Below are 25,712 nucleotides of genomic sequence, written 5' to 3'. Positions count from 1 at the left end.
GCAGGCGTCCTGGCCTGACGGGGTTGGGATATCGGGTTCACTGTCCGATTCTTTGTTTATCGGCAGCCGCCAGGAAACTTTAGATGATTCTGAGGGTCCGTCGCGGCGGCGTGTCAGTAGCCCGTCATCTCCAGATACCCCACACCCTCATGGCTACCGTTCAGGGTGACCGGCCCTTCCCAATAGGGGATTTCCAAGTTCATCCATGCCTGCGAGTTGAGCGCTTCGACGGCAATGTCCACGGCCTTCGACGGGATTTTCACCGACCAGCGTGTGGGGATGTCGCGGCCTTCAACGTCAGTGGTGTCTTCCGGCGCCAGTTCTATGTCCTTCGCCGCCAGTTGTTCGGTGCTGCCATCGGCGTTGATCCATGTCCCGGTCAGGTACGGCTCACCGTCCTTTTGCCGCATGCGATACAGCATGACTTCGGTGCCATCCCCCAGATGCAGCGAGAACCAGTCCCAGCCTGTCTGATTGTCCGTGAGCGGCTGGCTGCTCCACTCCCGGTCCAGCCATGCAGGCCCCGACACCTGATAGGTTTTGCCGTCAATCTCGATACTGCCGTCCGCCTGAAAAAACGGCTGGCTGTAGTAGTACGACGCCTGACCCTGCTCGGACTTCTGACTGAACCCCTGTTTGCCTTGCAGCACCAATGGCTTCGTGGCTTTCAGGTGCAGGCGATAGTTGAACTGCGGACCGCTGGCCTGCAACTGCATGTCCGCCAGCGGGTCCTTGTTGGCAGACTGGCTGGTGAAGGACCAGTCATCGATCCAGGCTGCGAACGGCGCCAGCGTCACATCGGCCTGCTGCACGCCGCCACGGGCGTAGCGTTCCGCTGCGAAATGGTCGTCTCGGGACGTCACTGCCGCGTGGCCCATCCACAGGTTGCGGTTATTCCAGCCAGAGCCGTCGCCCTGAAAGCCTTTCGCACGGGGCAGTGCGTTGCGAAACAGCGTCCATTGCACGCCAAACGACTGGCCGTCGGCATCCTTGAGATTGGCGGTGACGTACCACCACTCGATGCGGAAGTCATCGTGGGGGCCGTGGTCGTCGGGAAAAGCGAAATGCCTGTCCGGCGTTACCTGTGCGTAGCTTGAAGCGTCGTCGGCAAGGCCGGCGAAGCCTTTCTCTTCCTCGGGCTTTTCATCGCAGCCGCTCAGCAGCGTGATGAGCAGTAGCCCAGCGAAGAGGATCAGGGCCTTAACCTTCATTGGCGAAAGTCCTCAGCAAATCGGCGGGGCGGGTACGGTACAAACGGTAGAGCGGCCACGCCGAGGCCAGCAGCGTGGCAAGCATCGCCAACAGCGTCAGGCGCAGTAGCTGCATGGGGAACACCTGCAGTGGCAGGCGCCAGCCGAAGGCTTGCACGTTGATCACAGCGTCCAGGCACCACGCCAGCAACAGCCCCAGCGGAATCGCCAGCACCAGCGTCAGCACCGCCAGCAACCATGTTTGCGCCAGATTGAGCAGCATCAATTGCCGCCGCGTCACACCCAGCGCCCATAACGGCGCCAGTTGCGCGAGGCGGCTCTGGCTCTGGGTCAGCAAGCTGATGAAGAGGGCGACACCAGCGACCATCAACGTCAGGCTGTTCAAAGCGGCGGTGGCGGCGAAGGTTCGTTCGAAAACCTGCTGCGACCAGGCCTTGAGCTGGATCTGATCGACGATGCGGTTGTCGTCGATGGTGAATTTGTTGTGCAGCACACGTAGCAGCTGCGGGATAGCTTTGGGATCGATGCGCAGATTGAAGCGGTTGGGCGTCAGTTGCGGCCAGTGTTTAAGCAGGTGGTCAGCGTTCACCAGCATGTGGCCCTTGGGGTTGCCGTAGTCGGCGTAAATACCGACAACGCGCAGCGGCCACGGCCCGTCCGGCGCGGGCAGTTTGACTTCATCGCCAACGCTGACGTCCAGACGGCGCGCCAGTTGCTCGCTGAGCATCAGCGTGTCTTCCTGCGCCAGTTGCTTCCACGCATCCCCGCTCGCCGATTCCAGCAGCGGCCAGTGCTGGCGATAGTGCGGATGGTCAATCACGCCATACAGCTCGGCTGGCCAACCATGCAGTTGCACTGAAACCTGCCAGTTGGGCAGCACCGCTGACGTCAGCGGTTGCTGGCTCAGCCACTGCTGCAAGGGTGCGGCCTGGGCCGGATTCTGCGGATTGATATACAGCTCTGCGCTGAGGCGTTGTTCCAGCCAGTGAGTGAATGTCTGGCGGAACCCCGACGTCATGCTGCCCGCGCCGATGTTGGCGGCCATGGCCAGTAACAGGGCCATCAGCGCCAGACTCAGGGCCGGCAGTTGCTGGCGGCAGTCAGCGAGAAACCACTGCCCCAGCACCGAGCGGCTCCTGCCCAACAGTGCGTTGAGCAGCAGATTGAGCAGCACTGGCAGGCCCAGCGCCGCGCTCAGCAGGAGACTTGCCATCAACACGAAGCCCAGCGCCAGGCTATCGCCAAACAGCCCGGCTAATACCGCAATCAGCGCTGAAATCCCGGCGACCCAGCCTTGCCGTCGCAGCCATTTGGCGTGGGTTTCATGCCACGCCTGGGCATTGGCCAGCGCCAGCAAAGGCAGGCGCGCGGCACGCAGCAGGCTGCTGGCGCCTGCGAGAAACGCGCCGAGCAGACTGACGCCCAGACCACTCATCCACCACCAGATGCTCAGGTTCAGATGCCCGGCGACTTCAGCCCCGTACAGCCCGCGCAGACTCGCCGCGACATCGGGCAACAGCGCGCTCGCCAGCCAGTAACCACTGATGACGCCGGCGATGCCGCCGAGTAAGGCCAGCACGCCGAGCTCGACCACCAGACTCACCATCAACCCACGCGCGCTAACCCCGCAGGCGCGCAGGTTGCGCAGCAGCCCGCGACGCTGTTCAAGTGCCAGACCAATCGCCGCATGCACGATGAACAGGCCGACCACGAATGACAGGAAACCCAGCGCGTCGAGGTTCAGGTGGAAGCTCTCTGTCAGCCTGCCCAAGTCGTTGTCTTCGCCACTTTTGCGCAGTACCAGCTCGCCATTCAGCTCGGCGGGCAACGCAGGGGCGTTATCGGCAAAATCCTTTGGCAGCACCAGTCGCGAGATCTGATTCGGCTGATTGAGCAGCTGCTGGGCGAAGCCTATGTCCATGAGTAGCACGCCCGGCGCCATGTCCGTTTTCGCACGCAAGGGGGGCAGCACCTTGCCGGAGTCGATGACCGGCTGCTGCCCTTCATGCAGGCCGAGGGCCGCGAGGGTCTGCGGTGAAATCCAGGTGGTGCCGGGAGGTGTGAAGAAGTCGACGATCTGCTCGGTGTCCAGCGATTGCCCCGCCAGCGCGGTGTTCACTGGCAGCGAGACCGGCTCTATGCCGAGCACCGTCAAACGCTGCTCCGGCGCTTGCTTTAGGTTTACACGACCGCGCAATGCAGGTGAGACCGGCCAGCCGGCGCGGCGCAGGGTCACGAACAGGTCCTGGGAAAAGTTGGCGCCGTTGGTCGAGACCAGAATTTTCTGGGGCTCGCCGCCGATCATCTGACTGGCCTTGGCGTAGCTTTCACGGGCCTGGCTGTTCAGCGCCTGCACGCCGGTGAGCAGGCTGGTTGCCAGCCACAGGCCGGTGAGCACGCTGAAAAACTGCACGGGATGGCGCCGCCAGTGGCTCAGCAGTGCTTTCAACGTCCAGTAGAAGACCGCCATCTCAGCGTTCGCCTTCGCTGACCAGCCTACCCAGGTGCAGCACGGCCTGACGCTGCAATCGCGCCGCCACCCTCGGGCTGTGAGTCACCATCAACAGGCTGGTGGTGCTGTCGCCCAGGAGGTCAAGCAGCAACTGCAGCACTTCATCGCTGGTGGCTTCGTCCAGGTTGCCGGTGGGTTCGTCAGCGAGCAGCAGGGCTGGGCGCGAGGCGAGTGCCCGGCCAATCGCAACGCGCTGCTGCTGACCGCCGGACAGCTGTTCGGGGTAGCGCTTGAGCAGCGCGCCCAAGCCCAGTCGCTCAGTGAGTTCAGCCTGCCATTCAGGCTGATAACGTCCCGCCAGACGCGCCTGAAATGCCAGGTTGTCCTCGACCTTCAGACTGCCGATGAGGTTGAACTGCTGGAACACCAGACCGATTTCCGTGCGTCGCCAGTTGGCCAGTTGCGCCTCGTTCATCTGGTCGAGACGCTGTCCGGCGATCTCGATGCTGCCCTTGTCCACGTGGTCCAGACCGGCCACCAGATGCAGAAGTGTGCTCTTGCCGCTGCCGGACTCACCCATCAACGCCAGACTGCCGCCCTGATTCAGTTGCAGGTCCGCTCCACGCAAAACAGCCAATGGGCCCTGGGCCGTGGCATAGCTCTTGAACACACCCTGGACTTGCAGCATCGACACGCACCTGAATGGAGGGATGGGCTGGAGGATAACGGTTTGGCCGGAGCCGATGTAGCTGGCGAAGCAGTGGATCTTCGGAAGGAGGAAGAAGTTGCGTCGGATAGCGGCGGCGGGCGCCTGGACAGCCGATACCGCAGGCTTTTCTATTTCCCTCGAATCAGCCCGCGCAGCGCGAATCGGTTGGGGTGACAGGCTTCGGCCACGCTTCGCGGCAGTGGCAGCGGTTCGTCATTCAGCCAGGCGGCGATCAGTTCGCCTGACAGCGGCGCAGTGATCAGGCCGCGAGAGCCGTGACCGCTGTTTACATACAAACCGTCGAGCCATGGGCATTCGGTATCCGGCGTCCGGCGCGCGTCCTTGCGCAGCACGGCGTACGTTTCAAGGAATGCTGCCCGGTCCGCGAGCGGCCCGATGATGGGCAGGTAATCCGGGCTGGTGCAGCGAAACGCGGCGCGACCTTGCAACTCCTCGGCGGGCAGCGCGTCGGCATTCAGCCGCTCGGTGAGGTCCTCGGAGATTTCCCGCAGCAACTCGAGATTGCCGAGGTGCTCAGCCGTGCTCGGCGTCAGGTGATCGCTGTTGAAAGCGAAGCTTGCGCCCAGCGTATGTTCGCCATCGCGCGCGGGCGCCACGTAACCCTCGGCGCACACGACAGTCGTCAACGCCTGGCTTCCGGAGGTTGCAGTCAGTCGAGTGATCTGCCCGCGAATCCGCTTGAGTGGCAGGTCCGCGCTGGCAGGAAAGCGTTTGATCTCGGCAGCCCCCGCCAGCACGACGACGGGAGCGCAAGCCAACAGTCGCTCGCCATCCCACGCTTGCCACAGCACGCCGTCGCGCCGCAGCTCGATCACCTCGCTGTGGGTTAGCAGTTCAATGTTGCTTGCGCTGGCCTGATCGCGACACAACGCCGGCGGATGCACCCAGCCACCTTGCGGGTAAAACAAACCGCCGCTCTTCAACACCACACCCGCCTGCGACTCAGCGTCAGCCCGTTCCAGCACATGCAGAAGATCCTCGGGAAAGGCCGCGGCGAGTTGCGCCTGACGCTCACGCTCTTTTTCATCGAAGGCCAACTGCAGCACGCCGCATTCGTCCCAGTCGATGCCCCGTTGCAGCCGCTCCAGCAAACGTCGCGTGTGACCAAATCCGCTCAAGATCAGCTGCGACAGCGCGGTGCCGTGGGCCGAAAGCTTCAGGTAGAGCACGCCTTGTGGATTGCCCGATGCTTCTTGCGCCAGATCCCCGTGGCGCTCCAGCAGACTGACGCGCCAACCGCGCGCGGCCAGACTCGACGCGGTGGCGCAGCCTGCCAGGCCTGCGCCGATGACCAATGCTGTGCGAGGGGTGTCCGGTGAACGGGGCATTGAACGAGGTCGGGCAAACCAGGGCTTGTCACGTGGGGGCGTTGCCACGTCTGCGGGCCAGCCGATAAAGCGGCCCTTAAGCACCTCCCACTTATGCCCGATCCCCGGCACGCGCTTCATTTTAAAACCGGCTGCGTTCAATGCCCTGCGCACCCAGCCGGTGCTGGTAAAGGTGCCGATGGTCGAGCCCGGTGCCGCCAGCCGCGCCAGCTCGGCGAACAGCTCGGGCATCCACATGTCCGGGTTTTTCGCGGGCGCGAAACCGTCGAGAAACCACGCGTCGATCTGCCCGTCGAGCTGCGGCAGCATGTCCAGCGCGTCGCCGATCAGCAAGGTTAGCGTGACGCGGCCGCCATCGAACACCAGCCGCTGGAAGCCCTGATGGACTGCCACGTATTGGACCAGCAGCTGGTCCGCTTGCGCCTTGAGCTCGGGCCACAAACTCAGCGCGCGCTGCAGATCAACCCGGCTCAACGGGTATTTTTCGACGCTGACGAAATGCAGTCGTGCGTCTGCGACCGCGCTGGCGTTGAACAGCTGCCAGGCACACAGGAAATTCAGCCCGGTACCAAAGCCGGTTTCGCCGATGATCAGCCGATCGCCCGCCGGCAAAGCGGCAAAGCGCTCGGGCAGCTCGTTCTGGGTCAGGAACACATGGCGGGTTTCATCCAGACCTGATTCGGTCGAGAAATAGACGTCGGAGAACACCCGCGAATGCGGATTGCCGTGTTCGTCCCAGTCGATCTGCGCGTGGCCGTGGACAATCCCGGCGATCTGGGTGGGGTCAATGGTAGTCATGTTTGGCTCGGGACGGGCGAGGTGGCGATGTTACTCCAGCCCCCGGGGGGCCGTGCACTACATATGTATGCCACTTTGCGGGTGCGTTCCTGTTTATCTATGCGCCTTTGATCACACGCAGAAACAAGGACGTAAGATGAACACCGCCAGTCAGGCTCTCATGACTTCATTTATTCAGAATACGCTACCGCAATGGTTCATTCAGGCGACGCCAGCCATGCGCGATGCACTGCGCCAGGACATGACCCTCGCACAGGCTGCCCGCGAAGACCTCAATCAGGTGCTCCAGCGCATTCAGGGCTTGCCGGCGTTCGCCAGGCCGTTGCTGACCCAGGCCCTCGACACCGAGTTCGGGCCGGGTCTCGATGTCGATCGCGACCACTTCTTCCACGCCAGATTCCAGCGCGACTGGCTCACAGGTCGTGCTTCGCCGCAGCGTTCCAGCACGCGTTCGCTCCTGGCTGCCGCCCTGCAAAATTTTGAAGCGGTGGAGGCAATGGAAGCGGATCGTGAAAGCACCTCGGCCATCCTTGGCGGCACGCCAGACACATCTGCGGGGCCAGAAAGCGTTCATGCATTGAACGTAAGCCCCGGTCGCTTCATCGAACTGTGCCGCCGGCTTGACCTGGGTGGCCAGTATCAGCGGCACCTGCATCATGTACTGCACCCTGTCGCGAGGCCGGACGTTCCCGGTAGCCTGGGCAACGATGACATCAAGGCGCGCATTATCGAGCACGCCCGTCTGGCCTTGCGGGTCGACTCCCACATTGCACGCCTCAAGGGCGCCATTGATGAGGCGCAGTACCAGATGTTGCTGCAGCTCGACGCCTACGGCCCTGCGGATGAGGTGTCTACCCTGCAACTGCTGGGCTGCAAGCTTCGCGGGCCGCTGTTATTCAAAGCCTCCGAGCAGACGCGTTGCGTGGTGTACCTGCCTGGTGAAGCCGATGGCGCTATCCAGTCCTATCCCTCGCTCGAACATTTCACACAGGCGTTGCGGACCAAACTGCGCTCCGAGGCGTATCAACGCTATTTCGACCGCTTCATCCCCGAGCGCAGCAAGGCCGCATTTTTCAAGCGGCTGCATGAGCGCCTGGCGCCCCATGTCCTGCACAGCGTCGCCCGTGGCAAAGGTTTTCACCGACAGCTGATCAGCGTTTCCGAGGTGGATCAGAATGCTTTTCTCGATCTGGAAGCCATCGAGGTCGGAGGTGCGCTGGGTGATGTTTTCTATCTTCATAAAATGCTGCGACTGAAAGACGACGCTCGCGTGCTGGCGGTCCCCACTGACGACGAGGACCAGAAAACCCGTGACCAGCGCCTCGCTGACTGGCTGGACTACGGCATGGACGCGCTCAATATCGCCGCGCTATTCGTTCCCGGTCTTGGCGAAGTCATGATGGTCGTCGCGGGCGCGCAATTGCTGGACGAGACCTTCGAAGGCATTGACGCGTGGCGCCATGGCGAGATGGATGAAGCACTGAATCACTTGGGCAATGTCGCGCAAAACCTGGCGTTCATGGGGGCGCTGGGTGTCGCGGGTGCCGTAACAGGCGCAATGGCGGCAGAAGCCGCGGCGTCGCAGCCACCTTCGTTCATCCGACGCAGCGTTCCGGCCCGGAATGCAGCAGGTCATCTGCGCCTGACCGACGTGAGCGTGGCCTTGCGTCGCCTCCATCCGGAACTCGCGGACATCGACGACAAAGCCGTTGGCCGGATAATGGCAGTCAGCGGGGTAGACGAAGAAGAGCTCGCGGCATTGCACATCGGCAATCAACCTGCGCCGGCAGCGCTGCTCGATACCGCCAAGCGTTTTCGCCTGAGTCAGCAGGCGGCAGATTCCGCTGATGCTTTCAACGCGGCCTACCTCGCCACCGAGCAGTCAAACGACCCGCTGATTACCCTGCTCAGACGGGATTTCCCCTCGCTTACGCTGGCAGCAGGCCGAGAGCTGATCGCGGAGATCGCCGGCGAACAGAGGGTTGCGATGCTGAACACTCGGCGCATCCCGCTGGAAATCGCCGGAAAGGTTCGTGAGCATTTGCGTCAGACCCGCATGAGCCGTGCGCTGGAAGGCTTTTTCCTGACGCCCAGTACGGCCAATGATGATCTTCAGCGCCTGACGTTGCGCAGCCTCGCGACGTTTCCTGGATGGCCCGCCGATGTGCGCATTGAAATACGAAGCGGCGACGCCACCGGTGCGTTGCTTGACAGCATCGGCGCCGAGAATGCCACCCGACAACGTGTGTTGATCAAGGGCGACAAAGGCTTTCAGGTAGATGGCTCTGAGGCACCGGAGAAAAAAGGCAGTCTGTTCTCCGCGCTGTTGCGCGCGCTGCCGGAGAGCAGTTGCGAGGCGATGGGGCTCAACGACCCGCAGACCGGCGTGCGCGCCTTCAAGCGCCGTGTCTTCAACTGGGTCCGGTCGCAACCGAAATGGGCGGCCGAGCAATTGGGGCAATGGACGTTACCGACCGAGTTCAGGCCCCCGCAGCGCTTGCTTGACGGGCGCATCGGTTATCCACTCAGCGGGCGGGGGTTGCCTGTGGCTGAACGTGCGATTCAACAGCAATTGATTCAGGCAATGACGCACCTCTACCCGGAAAGCGTCGAGCTGGCGGCCCAAGTGCAGGCCATGACGCGACGGGGGCGATCAGTGGAACAACTGCTGAGCGCGACGCGTGCACGCGCTGTCGCCTACGACCAATTGCACATGAGCCTGATCGCCTGGGCTGAGGCCGACGATATCAGCGTGTTGCTCAACGACGGCGAACGTCTGGCGCGGCGCCGGGTCGCCAATGCGCTGGGTCGGGCGTGGCGCTACAGCCATGATGACGCACCCCGGGGTACCCATTGGCTGACGCTCGAATACCTGGCAATGCCGGACTTACCGCCGTTGCATGGCTTCTATGCCGACATTACGCAGATCGAGCTCAATAACGTGCAGTTTGATACGGGCGCTGCCAATGCTTTTCTGGCCAATTTCCCGAACATGACCCATTTGAACGTTCGCGGCAGCTTCACCGCGGTTCCGGACGTCTTGCCGCAGTTTCAGTCTTTGCATCATCTGACGCTGGAAAATATGTCGTGGACGCTGGACCAGCCCGCCATGAATACGTTGATGGATATGCCTGCGCTGAACTCCCTGAGTCTGGCCGGCAGCCAGTTGGGTGAATTCACCGACACCAGCCGCTTTAACCTATCGACCCTCTGGATCAATAACACAGGCCTCACTCAATGGCCGGAGTGGACCCATACGCTGGGGCTTGGCGAGCTGGACATCAGTGACAACCAGATCACCGACATCCCGCCCGAAGTCATCGAAAACCCCATGGACGACAGCCGGCACACGGTGATCTACGCCTACAACAACCCGTTTACCCATCAGGCCCTTGAGGATTACTGGCGCAACGACACCGGCTACGGTCATCGCTACCAGCTCGACTACGATTTTCCCGAAGACATTCGCGAGATCCATGTAGAAGGCGCGCCGATGGACACAGATTCCGAGGCATCGGACGACGAATCCGAGTCCCATGGCCACCGCGCGGGTCCGAGCGCGAGGGCTGGCAGACCCTCCGCGCAGGCGTGGTTGCGCCCGGGCGAGGATGTGCTGAATCAGCGGTTGCTCGCGGCCTGGGCGCAAGTTGAACAAGCCGCCGATGCGCCTCATCTTTTAATGTTGTTGCAACGTTTGAGGCAAACCCCGGACTTCCGCCAGTTCCACGCCGAGCTTGCCAGTGAGGTGCTCACGGTCCTGGAAACGACCGCGCAGGATGCCGTGCTGCGCGGGCAGATCGAGGTCATGGCCAACGACCGCTTGTTCGGAGCCAATCAGACCTGCCAGGACGGTGCGCGTCTGATTTTCAGTGATATTCAGGTCGCGGTTTACAGCCATGGATCGCTGCAGGGCGTTGCAGAAAGCCAACGCACGGATGCGTTGCTGGGTGTTCTCCGTCAGCTTTTTCGCCTTAACGAAGTGCAGGCGATTGCGGATGCGGAGATTGCCCGGCGCGAAGCCCTTGGCATGGCGCTGGATCATGCCGAGGTGCGACTGGCCTACCGCGTCGGGCTCGCGGATGAGCTCGGGCTGCCCGGCCAGCCTTACCGCATGGTCTGGGCGCGACTGGCGGCAGTTGATCGTGGAGCATTGCTGGATGCCAGTCGCCAGGTGCTGGAGGCGGAACGCGGCCCGGCTTTCCTGCAGTTTGCCGTCAGTGACCGGCAGTGGAACGCGCGTTTGCGCTCCGAGCATGCGCCGGCACTGGCTGCGGCCACTGCGCCAGTGCGCACCCGTATGGCGGCGCTGGAGGATCATCCGCCGGTTGATCCCGACGAGTACCATCGACAGGGCCTGGCGCTGATCGCCGAGCGCGAAGCGGCCGAAACGCTGCTGCTCACCCAATTGACGGATCTGTACCGCGCGGGCTGGTAACCCGCGCATCGAGGTGGACGCGTGATGCCGCCGCCTCGGTGCTACTGCAACCGAATGTTTCTCGATGCAGTGATCCATCGCAGCGATTGGCGGTCATAACCTGCATCGACGCCGCCTGTCGCCTGCTAGTCTTGAGCGATCCTTAAGGGAGCCCTGCATGTTCGAATCCGCTGAAATCGGCCACACCATCGACGACGAAACCTACGACGCTGAAGTCCCGGCCCTGCGCGAAGCGCTACTGGAGGCTCAGTACGAGCTGCATGAGCAAGGCAAGCGCCAGATCATCGTGTTGATCAACGGCATCGAAGGCGCCGGCAAGGGCGAAACCGTCAAATTGCTCAACGAATGGATGGACCCGCGTTACATCGAAGTGCGCACCTTCGATCAGCAAACCGATGAAGAGCTGGCCCATCCGCCGGTCTGGCGTTACTGGCGCCAGTTGCCGCCGAAGGGCCGCATGGGCGTGTTTTTCGGGAACTGGTACAGCCAGATGATCCAGGGGCGGGTGCACAAGCGGTTCAAGGACCCGGTCCTGGATCAGGCCATTAACGGCGCCGAGCGCCTGGAGAAGATGCTGGTTGACGAAGGCGCGGTGATCTTCAAGTTCTGGTTTCACCTGTCCAAGCGGCAGATGAAGCTGCGCCTCAAAACCCTCAAGGATGACCCGTTGCACAGCTGGCGGATCAGCCCGCTGGACTGGCAGCAATCGAAGACCTACGACCGCTTTGTGCGTTTTGGCGAGCGCGTGCTGCGTCGCACCAGTCGCGACTACGCGCCCTGGCACGTCATCGAAGGCGTCGACCCGAACTACCGGAGTCTGACCGTCGGCCGCTTGCTGCTCGAAGGTTTGCAAAACGCCCTGAAGACGCCTGAAGGGGCGACCCATCTAGTCGGACTCGGCCCTTTGCCCAACAACAGCAATGAGCTAAGCCTACTCGACAACCTCGACATGACCCTGGCGCTGGAGAAGGACGACTACGACGAGCAACTCATCACCGAACAGGCCCGGCTTTCCGGGCTCATGCGCGACAAGCGCATGCGCCGTCACTCATTGGTGGCGGTGTTCGAAGGTAATGATGCAGCGGGCAAGGGCGGCGCGATCAAACGGGTAGCCGGCGCCCTCGATCCGAGGCAGTACCACATCGTGCCGATCGCCGCGCCCAGTCAGGATGAACTGGCTCAGCCTTATCTGTGGCGGTTCTGGCGGCAGATTCCGGCGCGCGGGAAGTTCACCGTATTCGACCGGTCATGGTATGGACGGGTGCTGGTCGAGCGGGTCGAAGGCTTCTGCTCCGAGGCTGACTGGTTAAGGGCCTACAGCGAGATCAACGACTTCGAAGAGCAGCTCACCGACTTCGGGGTTGTGGTGGTGAAGTTCTGGCTGGCGATCGACGACAAAACCCAGTTGGAGCGTTTTCAGGCGAGGGAGAAGGTGCCGTTCAAACGCCACAAAATCACCGAGGATGACTGGCGTAACCGCAGCAAGTGGCCGCTGTATCGCGAGGCAGTGAGTGACATGGTGGATCGCACCAGCACTGAAATCGCGCCGTGGACGCTGGTCGAGGCCAACGACAAACGCTGGGCGCGGGTCAAGGTACTGCGCACGATCAACGAAGCGATCGAGGCGGCATTCAAGAAGAGTGACAAGAAACACAAGTAGCGGGGAAGGGGGCGTACGAGCCGGCGTCGGCTCGTACGTTTCTCATGCGCTAACGCCGAGACTTGATGGTCGAGCTTAGTGATGGCGAGGCTTGAGGATCGCCGGCTTTTCATCCGGGGCTTGCAGCAGCAGATACAGGGCGGTCAGCGCTTCCGGGATCTGCACGATCATGTCGTCCATCAGGTTGGCGTCGGCAGCGATGTCAGCAAACTCTGGCTGTTCGTCGAACAGACCGGAACCGACCATGATCGGCAGCAGCATCTCGCTGACTTCCTCTTCGTCGTTTTCGAACCAGGCTGACTCGCGCAGAAACACGCCTTCCATGAAGCCGATGCACCAGCCGCGCAGCTCGGAGTCGTCGGGGTCATCGCCCAGGTCCAGGTCGCACGGCAATTCGAACTCTTCGTCCGACGCCAGTTGGCGAGCGATATGCGCTTTGAGCTGGATCAGTGTGGCTTCGATTTCCTGATGTTGCGCTTCGTCCGTGTAGTGCGGCGGCTCGGCGAACAGTGCGTCGATCCACTCACGGTCCGGCACGGTTTCGGCGCAAATGGACAGCGCGGTCAGATAGCCGTGGGCGGCTACATAGTCCAGCGCTTCGTCATGCAGCTCATCGGCATCGAGGAAGGCTTGCAGGCGGTGTAATTGCTCAGCGAAGGACATTGACAGACTACCTTGGGAATAAACGATGCTGAATTCTAGGCCCTGAGGCCGCCCGGCGCCAGCGGCGAGGCCACTGGAATCACTATTCCGGTTAATTTCGACCGCCGGTGTCGCCGCTGTCCAATCTGTCGGAGCGCTCCGGTATACTGCCGCGTTTTGCGATTTTCACAGCGATTATCGACCGCTGTTGCGGCACCATCCGGGGTATTTATGCTCGACCAGGCTCAACGCGTACTTAAAGACATCTTCGGCTACGACAGCTTCCGTGGTCGCCAGGGTGCCATTATCGAGCGCGTGGCCAGTGGCGGTGATGCATTGGTGCTGATGCCCACCGGCGGCGGCAAGTCCCTGTGCTTCCAGGTGCCCGGTCTGCTGCGCGATGGCCTCGCGGTGGTGGTTTCGCCGCTCATCGCGTTGATGGACGATCAGGTCGCAACGCTTGAAGAACTCGGTGTTTCAGCCGCAGCGCTCAACTCCACCCTCAGCGCCGAGCAGCAGCGCGACCTCGCCAACCGCATTCGTCTGGGCGAAATCAAGATGCTGTACCTGGCGCCGGAACGTCTGGTCCAGCCGCGCATGCTGTCGTTTTTGCAGAACCTCAACATTGCCCTGTTCGCCATCGACGAAGCCCACTGCGTGTCGCAATGGGGTCATGATTTCCGTCCGGAATACCTGCAACTGGGGCAACTGGCGGAGCTGTTTCCGGATGTGCCGCGCATTGCCCTGACGGCCACGGCCGACAAGCGCACCCGTGAAGAGATCGTCGAGCGTCTGCACTTGCAGAACGCCGAGCGATTTTTGTCGAGCTTCGACCGCCCGAATATTTTTTACCGCATCGTGCCCAAGGAACAGCCGCGCAAGCAGCTGCTGGCGTTTCTGTCCGAGCGGCGCAGCGACGCCGGCATCGTCTATTGCCTGTCGCGAAAGAAGGTAGAAGAGACCGCAGCGTTCCTCAGCGACAACGGCTACCCGGCGCTGCCGTACCACGCCGGTTTGCCCATCGAAACCCGCTCCGGCAATCAACGGCGCTTCCTCAATGAGGAAGGGCTGATCATGGTCGCCACGATCGCGTTCGGCATGGGCATCGATAAACCCAACGTGCGGTTCGTGGCGCACATGGATCTGCCCAAATCGCTGGAAGCCTATTATCAGGAGACCGGCCGGGCAGGGCGGGACGGTCTGCCGGCCGATGCGTGGATGGCGTACGGTTTGCAAGATGTGCTGATGCTCAAGCAAATGCTGCAAAACTCCGAAGGCGATGAGCGCCACAAGCGCGTCGAGCAGCACAAGCTCGACGCAATGCTGGCGCTGTGTGAAGAAACCCGCTGCCGACGTCAGTCGCTGCTGGCCTACTTCGACGAAATCATGCCCAACCCCTGTGGGCATTGTGACAACTGCGTCGACGGCGTGCAGACCTGGGACGCCACCGAGCCTGCGAGACAGGCGCTTTCAGCGATCTATCGGACTGGCCAGCGCTACGGCGTAGGGCATCTGGTCGACGTCTTGCTGGGCAAGGAAAACGACAAGGTGCAGAGCTTCGGTCACCAGAAGCTGGCGGTGTTCGGTGTCGGCAAGAGCCGCAGCGAAGGCGAGTGGCGTTCATTGTTCCGACAACTGGTGGCCCGTGGTCTGGCCGACATTGACCTGGAAGGCTACGGCGGCTTGCGCCTGAGCGACACGTGTCGGCCGCTGTTGCGTGGCGAAGTCACTTTGCAACTGCGCCGTGACTTGAAACCGCAGACCACCGCGAAAGCCTCCGGCAGCCCGGCGAGCCAACTGGTGCGCGGCGAAGAGCGCGAACAGTGGGAAGCGCTACGTGCCTTGCGGCGCAAGCTGGCGGAGGAACATGGCGTGCCGCCTTACGTCATCTTCCCGGATTCGACTCTGCTCGAAATGCTGCGCAGCCAGCCGGGGACCATGGCCGAAATGGGCCGGGTCAGCGGGGTGGGCGCGCGCAAGCTGGAGCGTTACGGTGAGGCATTTCTTGAAGTGCTCGGCGGTGCGGCACCGGCGCCGCGTGTGGTCGCCGATGTGCGGCATGAGCTTATCAGCCTCGCCCGCGCCGGCATGACCCCGATGCAGATCGCCGGTCAACTGCAATGCTCGGAGAAAAACGTCTACACGATGCTCGCCGAAGCCATTGGCAAACAGCAACTTTCACTGGATCAGGCGCTGGACCTCCCCGAAGACATGATGACCGAGATTCAGGACGCATTCCTCGACGGTGAAGGCGAACTGCCCCCTGTCACCGCCATTGCCGAACTGTTTACCGGCCGCGTTCCCGAAGGCGTGCTGTATTGCGTGCGCGCGGCGCTGCAGTCGGAGTTTGAAGTTTAACCCGCCGCCATCGCGGCGCACGGCGCGCCCGCATTCAAGCAACCCCAAGGCATACCCGCCGCATCCCGGCCCCTCTCAGCCTCTGCGACGAATCACCGCGCTCAGGCGCTTGCCTCCTGCCGGGCTCCATGGTTAGCTGCCTATTAATTAGGAATTGCCTTTAACCGTCGAGTTACCTATGCCGTTAACCGAAGAACACCGCTTTGGCATGCAGCTGGCCCATATGTCCCGGGGCTGGCGTGCGGAGCTGGATCGCCGGCTGGCTGATCTGGGATTGTCCCAGGCGCGCTGGCTGGTTTTACTGCATCTGGCACGTTTCAAGACGCCGCCGACCCAACGTGAACTGGCCCAGAGCGTAGGCGTTGAAGGCCCGACCCTGGCCCGGTTGCTGGACAGTCTGGAAAATCAGGGACTGGTGCTCAGGCAGGCGGTGCTCGAAGATCGTCGAGCGAAAAAGATCGTCCTCTGTGACCCCGCACGGCCCCTGATCGAGAAAATCGAAACCATCGCCACGGCCTTGCGTCACGAGCTTTTTGCCGGCATCGACGAGGAAGAACTGCACCTGTGCATGCGCGTTCATTCGAAAATCCTGGCGAATCTCGAAAAATCCTGAAAACCGCGCGAACGCCCGCGACAAATACATTGATGCGGGCGAAACATCCTGTTCTATTTGCACCCATACTGATGCTGCCCGGATGACGTGTCCGGGCGTACCGAATGTGCAGGGACGCCTGCCTCGTCTTCAAAAGGGTTCGCATGCTGAAGAGTTTTCAGGCCGGTAGTCGTCGTGAAGGGGGGGTGCCCCTTCGCGTTCAGTCAGGTCTTCGTTCGGGTTTGCTGGCCATCGGGCTTGCCTCGGCCGCGCTGCTGCACAGCTCCGTGGCGGCTGCGCTGGGGCTGGGCGAGATCAGCCTGCATTCCGCCCTCGGGCAACCCTTCAACGCCGATATCGAACTGATTGAAGCGGGCGGGCTGAGTCCTGAAGAAATCGTCGTCGGGCTCGCCCCGCCCGAGGCTTTTGCCAAGGCTGGCGTGGAGCGCGTCTTTTTTCTCAACGACCTGCGCTTCACACCGGTGATCCGTGGCAGCCGCAGTGTGATTCACATCGAATCGCATAAGGCGGTCACCGAGCCGTATCTGAATTTCCTTGTCAGGCTGGTACGGCCAAACGGGGACCAGCTGCATGAATACACCGTGCTCCTTGATCCGCCGACCTCGCCGACAGGGCTAGCCGCGACGCGCAGCCGTACTCAATCGCCGGCGGCTGGTGCAAAGAATGATGAGTCGCGTCTGCCGGTCGCGCCGCCCCAGGCTCGACAGGGCAAGCATTACACCGTTGTGTCCGGCGACACGCTGGCGGGTATTGCCCGCCAGGTGCAGGCGCCGGGCAGCAAGACCTCTTCTGCCGAATTGATAAAAGGTGTGGTGGCGCTCAATCCGCAAGCGTTTGCCAATGGCGAGCGCAGCCAGTTGAAGGTCGGGCAGAGCCTGTTGCTCCCCGACAACGCCGTTGAACCGAAGATTGCCCGTGCACCTGCCGCTGCAGGTAGCACCACGTCGCCAGCGGCCTCTGCGCCAGCGACCGAGAACGTCGGCGAGCAGCTGGCGGCGACGGCGCTTGAAAACCAGCAGTTGAACAAGACGCTGGATGACCTCAAGCAGCAAGTCCAGACGTCCACGGTCGAAGAGGCCGACAAGGACAAGCAGATCATCGAACTGCAGACACAACTCGCCGAACTCAAGGCCCAGTCGTCCAAGCCTGCGCCAGTTGCTTCCGTCCCCTCCGCGGCAGCGACGACGCCAGCTGACTCGGCAGCTGCAACGCCAGCCCCACCCGCTCCGGTAGCCACTCCTTTACAAGCGCCGGTGCCGGTTGCCGCCGAGGAAGACGACTTCCCCTGGACGACGGTCCTGGCAGCTTTGTTGGTGATACTGCTGCTCCTCGCGCTGGTCTGGTCGGTGCGCCGCAACCGGATCAAAAATCAGCTGGCCCTCGAGCCTGTGCCCGTGGAACCGGTGGTCAGGTCTTCCGCCACGGTCACGCCAGTCTTCGAGGTACCGGCGGTCACCCCTGCGCGTTCGGCCTCTTCAGCGCCTGCCGGCCAGCGCCTGGCCGGTGCCGCCACCGACGCGCTGGATGGCGCGAGCATTTACATAGCCTACGGTCGCTTCGCCGAAGCCCTGGCCATTCTGCGCGATGCGCTGGACAAGCAGCCCGAACGTACCGATGTTCGCCTGCGCATCCTCGAACTGCTCGGCGAACAGGGCGACGTGGAAGCGTATGACGAGGAAGAGCGCGTTCTGCTGAGCCAGGGCGTCGACGCACAGAAGCTTCAGGGCATCCGCGATCGTTATCCGAAACTCAAACCCGAGCCTGTTGCGCCCGAAGCGCCGTCCGCGCCGCCTGCCATGACCTCGGCGGCAGCCCCTGTAGCTGCGCTGGGTGCTGTCGCAATGCTGGCTGGTCAAACAGCCTCGGCCAGGCAAGCATCAGAAGACCGGACGGAGCTCAGCCTCACGGAGCCCGCCCGGTTGGACGAAAATGCGGCCGCGTCGCTGAACCCGGTTGACCCTGCGGATGATTTTCAACTCAATCTCGACGACCTTTCCATGGACGCCGACTGGGAGCTGGTCGATCCGTTCGATAGCACGCCCGCGCCCCGCACGCCCGTCCCGGCAGCTGAGGCCGAACCTGAACTGGACACCTCGTTCTCGTCCGACCTCACCCAGCTGCCCGAGGTCTTCGAGATGCCGGAAGAGCAGTTCCTCAGCGATTTTGCCGAAGAGGAAACGCCGCCGGAAATGGGCGTGCAGTTCGAGCCGGGCCCGGCAGACATCGTGCAGAGCAACAGCGATTTAATGGATGACGCTTTTCTCGACAGCTTCATGATCGAGGAGGGCGGCTTCGATCTGCTGAGCCTGGACGAAGAGCCGCTGAGCAAGATCAACGAGGCGCAGGTGCTGATTGATGAGGGCAACATCGACGAGGCCCGTCGCTTGTTGCAGGAAGTCATCGACGGTTCCGACGATGGCCCGCAGCAAACGGCCCGTGACCTGTTGGCAGGGTTGGGCTGATTAATGTCCGCCAAGCCTGAAATCACCATCACCTACTGCACACAATGCCATTGGCTGCTGCGTGCCGCCTGGCTGGCTCAGGAATTGTTGAGCACCTTCACCGATGACCTTGGCAAGGTGTCGCTGATTCCGGGCACCGGCGGCGTGTTCCGCATCACCTGCGATGACGTGCAGATCTGGGAGCGCAAGGCCGACGGCGGGTTTCCCGAGGCCAAGGTTCTCAAGCAGCGGGTGCGTGATCAAATTGATCCTGCCCGACACCTGGGACACAACGATCGTCACGCAGGTCTGGACACCTGAATGCGCATCGGGTCTCGGAAAGTGTTAACCGATATGCCGTGTCATCAAAGCTAAACACAGCCGTCATGTTCATATCACCGACCGCGTCCACCCTTGGGAAAACCAAAGTGGAGGTGGTCCATGAGCATTGCCGAGAACGTGAAACCCAGCCGTAAACAACGTGTCCGGACCTTGTGGATCTCCGATGTGCATCTGGGAACCCGTGACTGCCAGGCCGAACACCTCTCCGGATTTCTCAAGCAATACCATGCCGACAAGGTGTACCTGGTCGGCGACATCATCGACGGCTGGAAGATGCATGGCGGCATGTACTGGCCCCAGGCGCACACCAACGTCATCCGCCGCCTGCTGACCATGAGCAAGCGCGGCACAGACGTCATCTATGTCACCGGCAACCACGACGAATTTCTGCGCCGCTATTCAAAACTCATTCTGGGCAACATCCAGTTGGTCGATGAGGCCGTGCACCTGACCGCCGATGGTCGTCGGCTGCTGGTGATCCACGGTGACCAGTTCGACGTCATCACCCGCTATCACCGCTGGCTCGCCTTCCTTGGCGACTCGGCCTACGAATTTACCCTGACCCTCAATCGCTGGCTCAACCACTGGCGCGCCAAATACGGCTACGGCTATTGGTCGCTGTCGGCGTACCTGAAGCACAAGGTCAAGACTGCGGTGAATTTCATCAGCGACTTCGAGGAAGCCATCGCCCACGAGTGCGTCAAGCGCGGGCTGGACGGCGTAGTGTGCGGACACATTCACCACGCCGAAATCCGTCAGGTGGGCGGCGTGGAATACCTCAACTGCGGCGACTGGGTGGAGTCCTGCACGGCCTTGATCGAGCACTGGGATGGCACGATCGAGCTGTTCCGGCTGGCCGATGCCCACGTCAAGGTTAAAAGCCCGCAAGCCCCCGAGCCGGTGGGCGAGACGGTCTGAGCGCCGGCAGCTTTTTGCTCAAGCGGCGCGGCAGCGAGGCGCCATGAGCGACGCCGATAACGGTGGGTCAAAACGGCACTTTGCCCCTGAGCATGTCCTTGTACATGACGAAATCGCCGAGCAGGCTGTAGAACGGATGCTTGAACGTGGCCGGGCGGTTCTTCTCGAAAAAGAAGTGGCCGACCCAGGCAAATGTGTAACCCGCCAGCGGCAAGACCCACAACAACGTCCAGTTTGCGCTGAGCACGGCGAATGCCAGGATCAGGATGACCAGACTGGTGCCGATGAAATGCAGACGACGGCAGGTGCTGTCGCGGTGTTCATGCAGGTAATACGGATAGAAATCTGCAAACCGGTCGAAAGTCTTCAGGGTTTCCACAAGGTTGTGCTCTGCGGCCAAGGTGTTGGCTGAGCTTAGTCCAGCCCCCGCCGCCCGAGGTGAAATTTCTGACGGCGCCGCCCGTGATGTTGTCCGGCTTGCAGTGTTCTAGTGACGCCAGAACGCCGGGATGCACAGCACCAGCACCGTGATGATCTCCAACCGCCCGAGCAGCATGCCCAGGGACAGAATCCACTTGGCGGCGTCCGGCAGCGTCGAGAAATTACCCGCCGGCCCGATGGTTTCACCGAGCCCTGGCCCTACGCCCGACACGGTACTGGCGGCGCCTGTCAGCGCGGTCATCCAGTCCAGCCCCAGCAGCGACAGCATCAGCGCGATCAGGCAGATGGTGAAGGTGAAGAAAAACGAGAAGGTCAGGATCGAGCGCACGATCTCGTCATCCAGCCGGTGACCGTTGTACTTCTGCTTGATCACCGCGCGCGGGTGAATCAGCTGGTGCAGGTTGGCGCGCAGCAGGATGTACGCGACCTGAAAGCGGAAGACTTTCACCCCGCCCGCCGTCGACCCCGAACACCCGCCGATGAACCCCAGATAGAAGAACAGCATCAGCGCGAAGTTGCCCCACAGGCTGTAATCCCCTAGCGCGAAGCCGGTGGTGGTCACCACCGATGTCACGTTCAGCGCGACATGACGCAGCGCGTCGTACCACGGCAGATCGGTCGTCGCCCAGTACCAGGTCGTCATTACCAGCCACATCACCAGCAGCAGGACGATGAAACCCTGCACCTGCTGATCCTTGAGCAGAGCGCCGCGATTGCCCCGCAGTGTCGCCACATACAGGGTGAACGGCAGGGCGCCGAGGATCATCACGACGATCGCCACCCAATGCACGGCGGGTTGTGGCCATTTCGCCAGTGACTGGTCAGAGGTGGAGAACCCTCCCGTCGATATCGCCGACATCGCGTGATTGATGGCGTCGAACAGGCTCATGCCGGCCCACCAGAATGCCAGCGTGCCGAGCACGGTGATGCCGAGGTAAACCAGGACGATGAACTTGGCGACCATGTGGGAACGCGGCATGACTTTTTCGGAACGGTCCGACGACTCGGTCTGGAACAGGCGCATGCCGCCGATGCGCAACAGCGGCAGAATCGCCACCGCCATGCCGATGAAGCCGATACCGCCGAGCCAGTGCAGCAACGAACGCCAGATGAGGATGCCGGGGGACATGGTGTCCAGACCGCTGAGCACGGTGGAACCCGTCGCGGTGATGCCGGACATGCTTTCGAAGAAGGAGTCGGTGTAGCTGATGTGTTGCGTCAGCAGAAACGGCAGCGCCGCGAAGATGCACACAATGACCCAACTGCTGACCGTCAGCAGGTACATGTCGCGCGGACGCAGGTGCACATGCTCTGGCCGGCCCTGGCCCACCAATGCCAGCCCGGACACGAAGGTGATCAGGCTCGACCACAGAAACGACGGCATGTCGGCGGTACGGTGGAAGATCATCAAGGTGATCATCGGCACGACCATGGCGATGGCCAGGGTAATCAGGAAGATGCCGATAATGAAACCGATGATGCGGAGGGTCGGCAACGCCATGCAGTCGCTCTGATCAGGAAGTGAGAGGGCGGCCATTCTACTCGCGAGCCCGTTGGTGTAAACCGAGGCATTTCCGAGAGTGTTGTAAGTAATTGCCCGGGTTAATCGTTATTGAAGTTCAAGACTGCACCGAGGGCACTACAATGGCCCGTCATTTTTCCTGGAGACGACTTAATGGAAGCGCTCGACGTATTGCTTAATCGCGTGTCCGTGCCCCGCTTGATCGAACCCGCCCCGGACGCCGAGCAGCGCGAGATCCTCTTTGGCGCCGCCCTGCGCGCGCCTGACCATGGCGTCTTGCGGCCTTATCGCTTTCTGACCGTCGAAGGCGACGCACGCCATCGCATGGGCGAATTGCTCGCCCAGGCATTGGTCGACAAGGGCGGCGATGTCGACGCCAAAGCGCTGGACAAGGCCCGCAACGGGCCCCTTCGCGCGCCCTTGGTGGTCGTCGTGATAGCCAAGTTGACTGACCACTACAAAGTGCCGAAAAAGGAACAGGTGATTACCGCAGGGTGTGCCGCCCACGGCATCCTGTTGGCTGCCTACGCGATGGGTATCGGCGCGGTCTGGCGCTCGGGGGATTTGTCGTACTCTCGCCACGTTGCCGAAGGGCTGGGTCTGACAGGCGAAGAAGAAGTTGTCGGCTTCCTCTACCTAGGTACCCCGCAAAACCCGCCGCGAGAACCCGCGAAGCCTGCGGTGGCTGATTTTGTGAGCGCCTGGGAGGGCTAGTGGGACCGGCTTTAGCCGGGAAGGCATTGGGCGTTACACCGCAAAACTGCCGGTATACACACCACACAAACACCGGCCTCTTTCCGGCTGAAGCCGGTCCCACCGAGAATCGCAGAAGGCGGTACCGCCGAATCAGCCGTGCAAAACGGTCAGCTCGCGGGGTACCACGATGCTGGCCACGAAGCCGCCCTGCGGGTGATTGCCCAGCATCAGCGTTCCGCCGTGCTTCTCGGCGGCGCGTTTGGCAATCGCCAGACCCAGCCCGTAACCCGGTGCGGTCTGGTTCGGCGCGCGATAGAAGGGCTCGCCCAACTGCGCCAGATGCTCCGGGTTGGCGCCGGGGCCGTGATCCCGCACGCTAAGGCGCAGTTCATCCCCCTCAATGCTCGCGCTCAACTCGATCGGCTGACCTGCCGGATTGAAACGCAGCGCGTTGCGCAGCAGATTATCCAGTGCCCGCTCAAGCACGCTCGGCCAGCCCTGCAACTGCACGCCTGGCTCCACCGACACCGAAACCGTCTGTTCGCCGCTGCCCATCTCCGTCTCGGCCTGCAGATGGTGCAACAGCCCTGACAGATCCACCGCCGTGGCGCTGCCCATGTCGGCGTCCAGTCGCGCCAGCGCCAGAATCTCGCTGATCAACTCTTCCAGCCGGTCGCACTCGCGCGTCAGGCGCGGCCACAGCTTGTCTCGCTCGACCGGTTCGGCACGTTCGGCCAGCGCCAGGGCAATCCGCAACCGGGCCAGGGGAGAGCGCAGTTCATGGGAAACGTCACGCAGCAACTGCCGCTGGCTGCTGATCTGACTCTGCAACCGGGCGCCCATGCGGTTGAAGTCATTAGCCAGCACGCCGAATTCATCCCGTCGATTAGCCAGTTGCGCCAGGCTGTTTTGCTGGTAGGTGGTCTGGCCCAGATCATGCACCGCGCCGCGCAGACGGCTTAACGGGCGGGTAATCGACAGCGTCACCATCAGGCTGAACAACGTCAGCACCACGAGCGCGATACCCAGCGCACTCAGCGGCCAGACCAGACTGTCGCGGTGCCACGCGTCCAGCTCCGGGTGGGGGATACGGTAAATCAGCAGGTAGGTTTCACCGGTTTTTTCGCTGGTGTATTCGCTGGTCAGGCGCCGCCACGGCAATGGGCGTGTATCGTCTTTCTGCCGCTCTTCAAAGGCCGCCGCGCGGGGCGGGAAGGTGCCGGGGATCACCGCTTCGCCGCTGTCGTTCAGCACCTGAACGTCAATGTGGTATTTGCGCTTGAGGTCTTGCAGATAATCCTGGGCAGATTTTTCACCTTGGCCTTCGTACAGCTCGACCCATTTCTGCGGCAAGTTATGCAGGCCGGGATGACGACTGAGAATCCAGGCGTCCTGATTGAGCACATGGCCCATCAGAATCGACAGGCCCGCCACCAACGCGATGGCCAGCCAGAAGCTCGCCAGGATTCTCCAGAACAATGAACGCACGTGCTGCCCTCGACCCGATTCGTCAAACAGAAAACCCGACACGCCGGGAAGCGTGTCGGGTTGGGGGAAGTGTAATGCCGCGCCAGCAGGCCGTTACTGGGTTTTTTGCGCTTTCTGCGCTTTCCAGGCTTCGAACTCGGCGCGGTCCGCACGGCGCTGGGCTTCGTCCTTCTGGACCTGGTCGAAGGTCTTCTGTTGCTCCGGCGTCAGCAGGGCGCGGATGTCGGACTGCGTTTTAGCACGGGCAGCGTCCTGTTCATCCTTCATCGCCTTCTGGTCTGCAGCCGACAGCTTGGCCAGGTACTTCTGGGTGATCTCGTTGCGGCCGTGCCATTGAGCGCCCATCAGCCTGTCGACTTGCTGACGTTGTTCCGGGGTCAGGTTGAGTCTGTCCATCGGACCCTTGCGGTGATGCATACCAGGGCCATCAAAGCCTGGACCACCAGGGCCACCCATCGGGCCGCCTTCCGGCGGCATGGCCATTGCGACGGTAGGCAGGGCTGCGGCGAACATCAAAGCCATCAAAGTCTTGCGCATGGTGAATCTCCTTGTCTCGATTTCGGCTCTGTGCCGGTTGAGGCCAGTTTAGGGAGATCAAGGTCAAGCGAGGTCAGGCGTCGGTAAAGCTTGGGTAAAGGAGGCGCGCTGGCGTGTTGACGTAGTGTGCCTGCTACCGAGTGCGCGCCCAGCTGTAAGCGGCAAGCCACAAGCTTCAAGCCAAAAGCAGTCCGGCGTCGCTGCCGATGGTGTTGCTTGTGCCGTCGCTGTTGCTTGCAGCTTGCAGCTTGAAACTTGCCCCTCCCAACTCCCTCGTCAGAGGCTGTAATAATACCCGCGGCTGCGCAGCGCAACGATGCGTGGGCGGCCGTCGGCATGTGGTCCGATCTTCTTGCGCAGGTTGCTGACGTGCATATCAAGGCTGCGGTCGTACAGGGTCAGCTTGCGGCCCAGGGCCAGCTGCGCCAGCTCCTGCTTTTCCAGCGGCTCGCCGGGCTGACCCAGCAAGGCTTCAAGAAGGCGCGCCTCGGAAACGGTGAGGGTGAACTCCTGCTCGTCAATCGTGACCACACCGCGCGCCGGACTGAAGCACAGGTCACCCAGCTCGATCTGCGACGACACCGCCGTCGGATGACTACGGCGCAACACGGCACGCAGACGGGCGGTCAGTTCGCGTGGGTCGCAGGGCTTGGCCAGGTAATCGTCGGCGCCCAGCTCCAGACCGAGGATACGGTCCAGCGGTTCGCCGCGCGCCGAGAGCATCAGCACGGGGAGGTCCGGGTGATCGGTGCGCAATTGTTTGAGCAGTTCCAGACCGCTGCCGTCGGGGAGCATCACGTCCAGCACCACCGCAGCGGGTGCAAATTCAGCGAGCGCCTTGCGCGCGCTCTGGCCATCGTGGCAGGCGCGCACGGCGAACCCTTCCTGACTCAACCAACTGCTCAGAAGCTCACAGAGCTCCTGGTCATCATCAATAAGTAACAGCTCGCTCATGACTCACTCAATTTAGCCAGTGCCGACGACGTCTACGCCAGCCGCTGGCAACGATACCGCACTGGAGGGCCGCCCTTGCTGTGTGACCCCTCGCGACAAACCATTATTGTTCGATCAACACCCACAAGGCATGACCGGCCCTGCCT

General features: G+C 62.0%; 18 protein-coding genes. 8 read left to right on the top strand and 10 right to left on the bottom strand.

Annotated features, from left to right (window positions below; all coding sequences use genetic code 11):
- Positions 1–113: 113 nt before the first annotated feature.
- From AC3ISG_RS18360 to mnmC, 4 genes are all read right to left on the bottom strand, one after another.
- Positions 114–1,211 carry a lipocalin-like domain-containing protein gene (locus tag AC3ISG_RS18360; RefSeq protein WP_489297635.1) on the bottom strand — a complete coding sequence of 366 codons (1,098 nt, stop codon included), beginning with the start codon at positions 1,209–1,211 and terminating at the stop codon, positions 114–116.
- On the bottom strand, positions 1,201–3,681 hold the full coding sequence (locus tag AC3ISG_RS18355; RefSeq protein WP_489297634.1) for an ABC transporter permease: 2,481 nt from the start codon (positions 3,679–3,681) through the stop codon (positions 1,201–1,203). The genes AC3ISG_RS18360 and AC3ISG_RS18355 overlap by 11 nt, the downstream gene beginning before the upstream one ends.
- A gap of 1 nt (position 3,682) precedes the next feature.
- Positions 3,683–4,351, bottom strand: coding sequence for an ABC transporter ATP-binding protein (locus AC3ISG_RS18350; RefSeq protein ID WP_489297633.1), 669 nt, complete (start codon positions 4,349–4,351; stop codon positions 3,683–3,685).
- Positions 4,352–4,500: 149 nt separating this feature from the next.
- The gene (gene mnmC / locus AC3ISG_RS18345) at positions 4,501–6,519 is read right to left on the bottom strand and encodes a bifunctional tRNA (5-methylaminomethyl-2-thiouridine)(34)-methyltransferase MnmC2/FAD-dependent 5-carboxymethylaminomethyl-2-thiouridine(34) oxidoreductase MnmC1 (RefSeq protein ID WP_489297632.1); all 2,019 of its coding nucleotides are present in this window, start codon (positions 6,517–6,519) and stop codon (positions 4,501–4,503) included.
- 136 nt (positions 6,520–6,655) lie between these two features.
- Between mnmC and AC3ISG_RS18340 the strand changes: the two genes are divergently transcribed.
- Both AC3ISG_RS18340 and pap read left to right on the top strand, forming a co-directional pair.
- Positions 6,656–10,954: a dermonecrotic toxin domain-containing protein gene (locus AC3ISG_RS18340; RefSeq protein ID WP_489297631.1), complete on the top strand. Its 4,299-nt coding sequence runs from the start codon at positions 6,656–6,658 to the stop codon at positions 10,952–10,954.
- A gap of 157 nt (positions 10,955–11,111) precedes the next feature.
- Complete coding sequence (pap, locus tag AC3ISG_RS18335) at positions 11,112–12,614, top strand: polyphosphate:AMP phosphotransferase (RefSeq protein WP_122537519.1); 1,503 nt, start codon at positions 11,112–11,114, stop codon at positions 12,612–12,614.
- 75 nt (positions 12,615–12,689) lie between these two features.
- Here pap and AC3ISG_RS18330 read toward each other — a convergent pair whose 3' ends face one another.
- Positions 12,690–13,277 (bottom strand): UPF0149 family protein, encoded by a 588-nt coding sequence (locus AC3ISG_RS18330; RefSeq protein ID WP_122537520.1) that lies wholly within the window; start codon positions 13,275–13,277, stop codon positions 12,690–12,692.
- A 210-nt stretch (positions 13,278–13,487) separates the two neighbouring features.
- Between AC3ISG_RS18330 and recQ the strand changes: the two genes are divergently transcribed.
- The 5 genes from recQ (at position 13,488) to AC3ISG_RS18305 (ending at position 19,928) form a co-directional block, all read left to right on the top strand.
- Positions 13,488–15,614, top strand: coding sequence for a DNA helicase RecQ (gene recQ / locus AC3ISG_RS18325; RefSeq protein WP_489297630.1), 2,127 nt, complete (start codon positions 13,488–13,490; stop codon positions 15,612–15,614).
- A 178-nt stretch (positions 15,615–15,792) separates the two neighbouring features.
- Positions 15,793–16,227 carry a MarR family transcriptional regulator gene (locus AC3ISG_RS18320; protein ID WP_122537522.1) on the top strand — a complete coding sequence of 145 codons (435 nt, stop codon included), beginning with the start codon at positions 15,793–15,795 and terminating at the stop codon, positions 16,225–16,227.
- 143 nt (positions 16,228–16,370) lie between these two features.
- Complete coding sequence (locus tag AC3ISG_RS18315) at positions 16,371–18,689, top strand: FimV/HubP family polar landmark protein (RefSeq protein ID WP_489297629.1); 2,319 nt, start codon at positions 16,371–16,373, stop codon at positions 18,687–18,689.
- A gap of 3 nt (positions 18,690–18,692) precedes the next feature.
- Positions 18,693–18,989, top strand: coding sequence for an Rdx family protein (locus tag AC3ISG_RS18310; protein ID WP_489297628.1), 297 nt, complete (start codon positions 18,693–18,695; stop codon positions 18,987–18,989).
- 120 nt (positions 18,990–19,109) lie between these two features.
- Entirely contained in the window at positions 19,110–19,928 is an 819-nt protein-coding gene (locus AC3ISG_RS18305) for a UDP-2,3-diacylglucosamine diphosphatase (protein ID WP_489297627.1), read from the top strand.
- 67 nt (positions 19,929–19,995) lie between these two features.
- Here AC3ISG_RS18305 and AC3ISG_RS18300 read toward each other — a convergent pair whose 3' ends face one another.
- Both AC3ISG_RS18300 and AC3ISG_RS18295 read right to left on the bottom strand, forming a co-directional pair.
- Positions 19,996–20,307 carry an Mpo1-like protein gene (locus tag AC3ISG_RS18300; RefSeq protein ID WP_122537526.1) on the bottom strand — a complete coding sequence of 104 codons (312 nt, stop codon included), beginning with the start codon at positions 20,305–20,307 and terminating at the stop codon, positions 19,996–19,998.
- A gap of 108 nt (positions 20,308–20,415) precedes the next feature.
- Positions 20,416–21,870, bottom strand: a complete 1,455-nt coding sequence (locus AC3ISG_RS18295) for a TrkH family potassium uptake protein (protein WP_122537819.1) — start codon at positions 21,868–21,870, stop codon at positions 20,416–20,418.
- 174 nt (positions 21,871–22,044) lie between these two features.
- On the opposite strand from AC3ISG_RS18295, the gene AC3ISG_RS18290 reads away from it, so the two are divergent.
- Positions 22,045–22,605, top strand: a complete 561-nt coding sequence (locus tag AC3ISG_RS18290; RefSeq protein WP_489297626.1) for an NAD(P)H nitroreductase — start codon at positions 22,045–22,047, stop codon at positions 22,603–22,605.
- Positions 22,606–22,737: 132 nt separating this feature from the next.
- On the opposite strand, the gene AC3ISG_RS18285 is transcribed toward AC3ISG_RS18290, so the two are convergent.
- The 3 genes from AC3ISG_RS18285 to AC3ISG_RS18275 form a co-directional block, all read right to left on the bottom strand.
- Positions 22,738–24,075: a sensor histidine kinase gene (locus AC3ISG_RS18285; RefSeq protein ID WP_122537821.1), complete on the bottom strand. Its 1,338-nt coding sequence runs from the start codon at positions 24,073–24,075 to the stop codon at positions 22,738–22,740.
- Between the two features lie 93 nt (positions 24,076–24,168).
- Entirely contained in the window at positions 24,169–24,612 is a 444-nt protein-coding gene (locus AC3ISG_RS18280; RefSeq protein WP_122624621.1) for a Spy/CpxP family protein refolding chaperone, read from the bottom strand.
- A 276-nt stretch (positions 24,613–24,888) separates the two neighbouring features.
- Entirely contained in the window at positions 24,889–25,566 is a 678-nt protein-coding gene (locus AC3ISG_RS18275; RefSeq protein WP_122537529.1) for a response regulator transcription factor, read from the bottom strand.
- Positions 25,567–25,712 lie beyond the last annotated feature (146 nt).

The organism is Pseudomonas sp. GL_135 (assembly GCF_057834665.1).
The sequence above is the reverse complement of the archived record's forward strand: the minus strand, read 5'-3'. Positions and strand labels throughout refer to the sequence as shown.

Bases quoted from the DNA above. Each gene is read 5' to 3' on its own strand.
- AC3ISG_RS18360 (WP_489297635.1), bottom strand. From the start codon at position 1,211: ATGAAGGTTAAGGCCCTGATCCTCTTCGCTGGGCTACTGCTCATCACG.
- AC3ISG_RS18355 (WP_489297634.1), bottom strand. From the start codon at position 3,681: ATGGCGGTCTTCTACTGGACGTTGAAAGCACTGCTGAGCCACTGGCGG.
- AC3ISG_RS18350 (WP_489297633.1), bottom strand. From the start codon at position 4,351: ATGCTGCAAGTCCAGGGTGTGTTCAAGAGCTATGCCACGGCCCAGGGC.
- mnmC (WP_489297632.1), bottom strand. From the start codon at position 6,519: ATGACTACCATTGACCCCACCCAGATCGCCGGGATTGTCCACGGCCAC.
- AC3ISG_RS18340 (WP_489297631.1), top strand. From the start codon at position 6,656: ATGAACACCGCCAGTCAGGCTCTCATGACTTCATTTATTCAGAATACG.
- pap (WP_122537519.1), top strand. From the start codon at position 11,112: ATGTTCGAATCCGCTGAAATCGGCCACACCATCGACGACGAAACCTAC.
- AC3ISG_RS18330 (WP_122537520.1), bottom strand. From the start codon at position 13,277: ATGTCCTTCGCTGAGCAATTACACCGCCTGCAAGCCTTCCTCGATGCC.
- recQ (WP_489297630.1), top strand. From the start codon at position 13,488: ATGCTCGACCAGGCTCAACGCGTACTTAAAGACATCTTCGGCTACGAC.
- AC3ISG_RS18320 (WP_122537522.1), top strand. From the start codon at position 15,793: ATGCCGTTAACCGAAGAACACCGCTTTGGCATGCAGCTGGCCCATATG.
- AC3ISG_RS18315 (WP_489297629.1), top strand. From the start codon at position 16,371: ATGCTGAAGAGTTTTCAGGCCGGTAGTCGTCGTGAAGGGGGGGTGCCC.
- AC3ISG_RS18310 (WP_489297628.1), top strand. From the start codon at position 18,693: ATGTCCGCCAAGCCTGAAATCACCATCACCTACTGCACACAATGCCAT.
- AC3ISG_RS18305 (WP_489297627.1), top strand. From the start codon at position 19,110: ATGAGCATTGCCGAGAACGTGAAACCCAGCCGTAAACAACGTGTCCGG.
- AC3ISG_RS18295 (WP_122537819.1), bottom strand. From the start codon at position 21,870: ATGGCGTTGCCGACCCTCCGCATCATCGGTTTCATTATCGGCATCTTC.
- AC3ISG_RS18290 (WP_489297626.1), top strand. From the start codon at position 22,045: ATGGAAGCGCTCGACGTATTGCTTAATCGCGTGTCCGTGCCCCGCTTG.
- AC3ISG_RS18280 (WP_122624621.1), bottom strand. From the start codon at position 24,612: ATGCGCAAGACTTTGATGGCTTTGATGTTCGCCGCAGCCCTGCCTACC.
- AC3ISG_RS18275 (WP_122537529.1), bottom strand. From the start codon at position 25,566: ATGAGCGAGCTGTTACTTATTGATGATGACCAGGAGCTCTGTGAGCTT.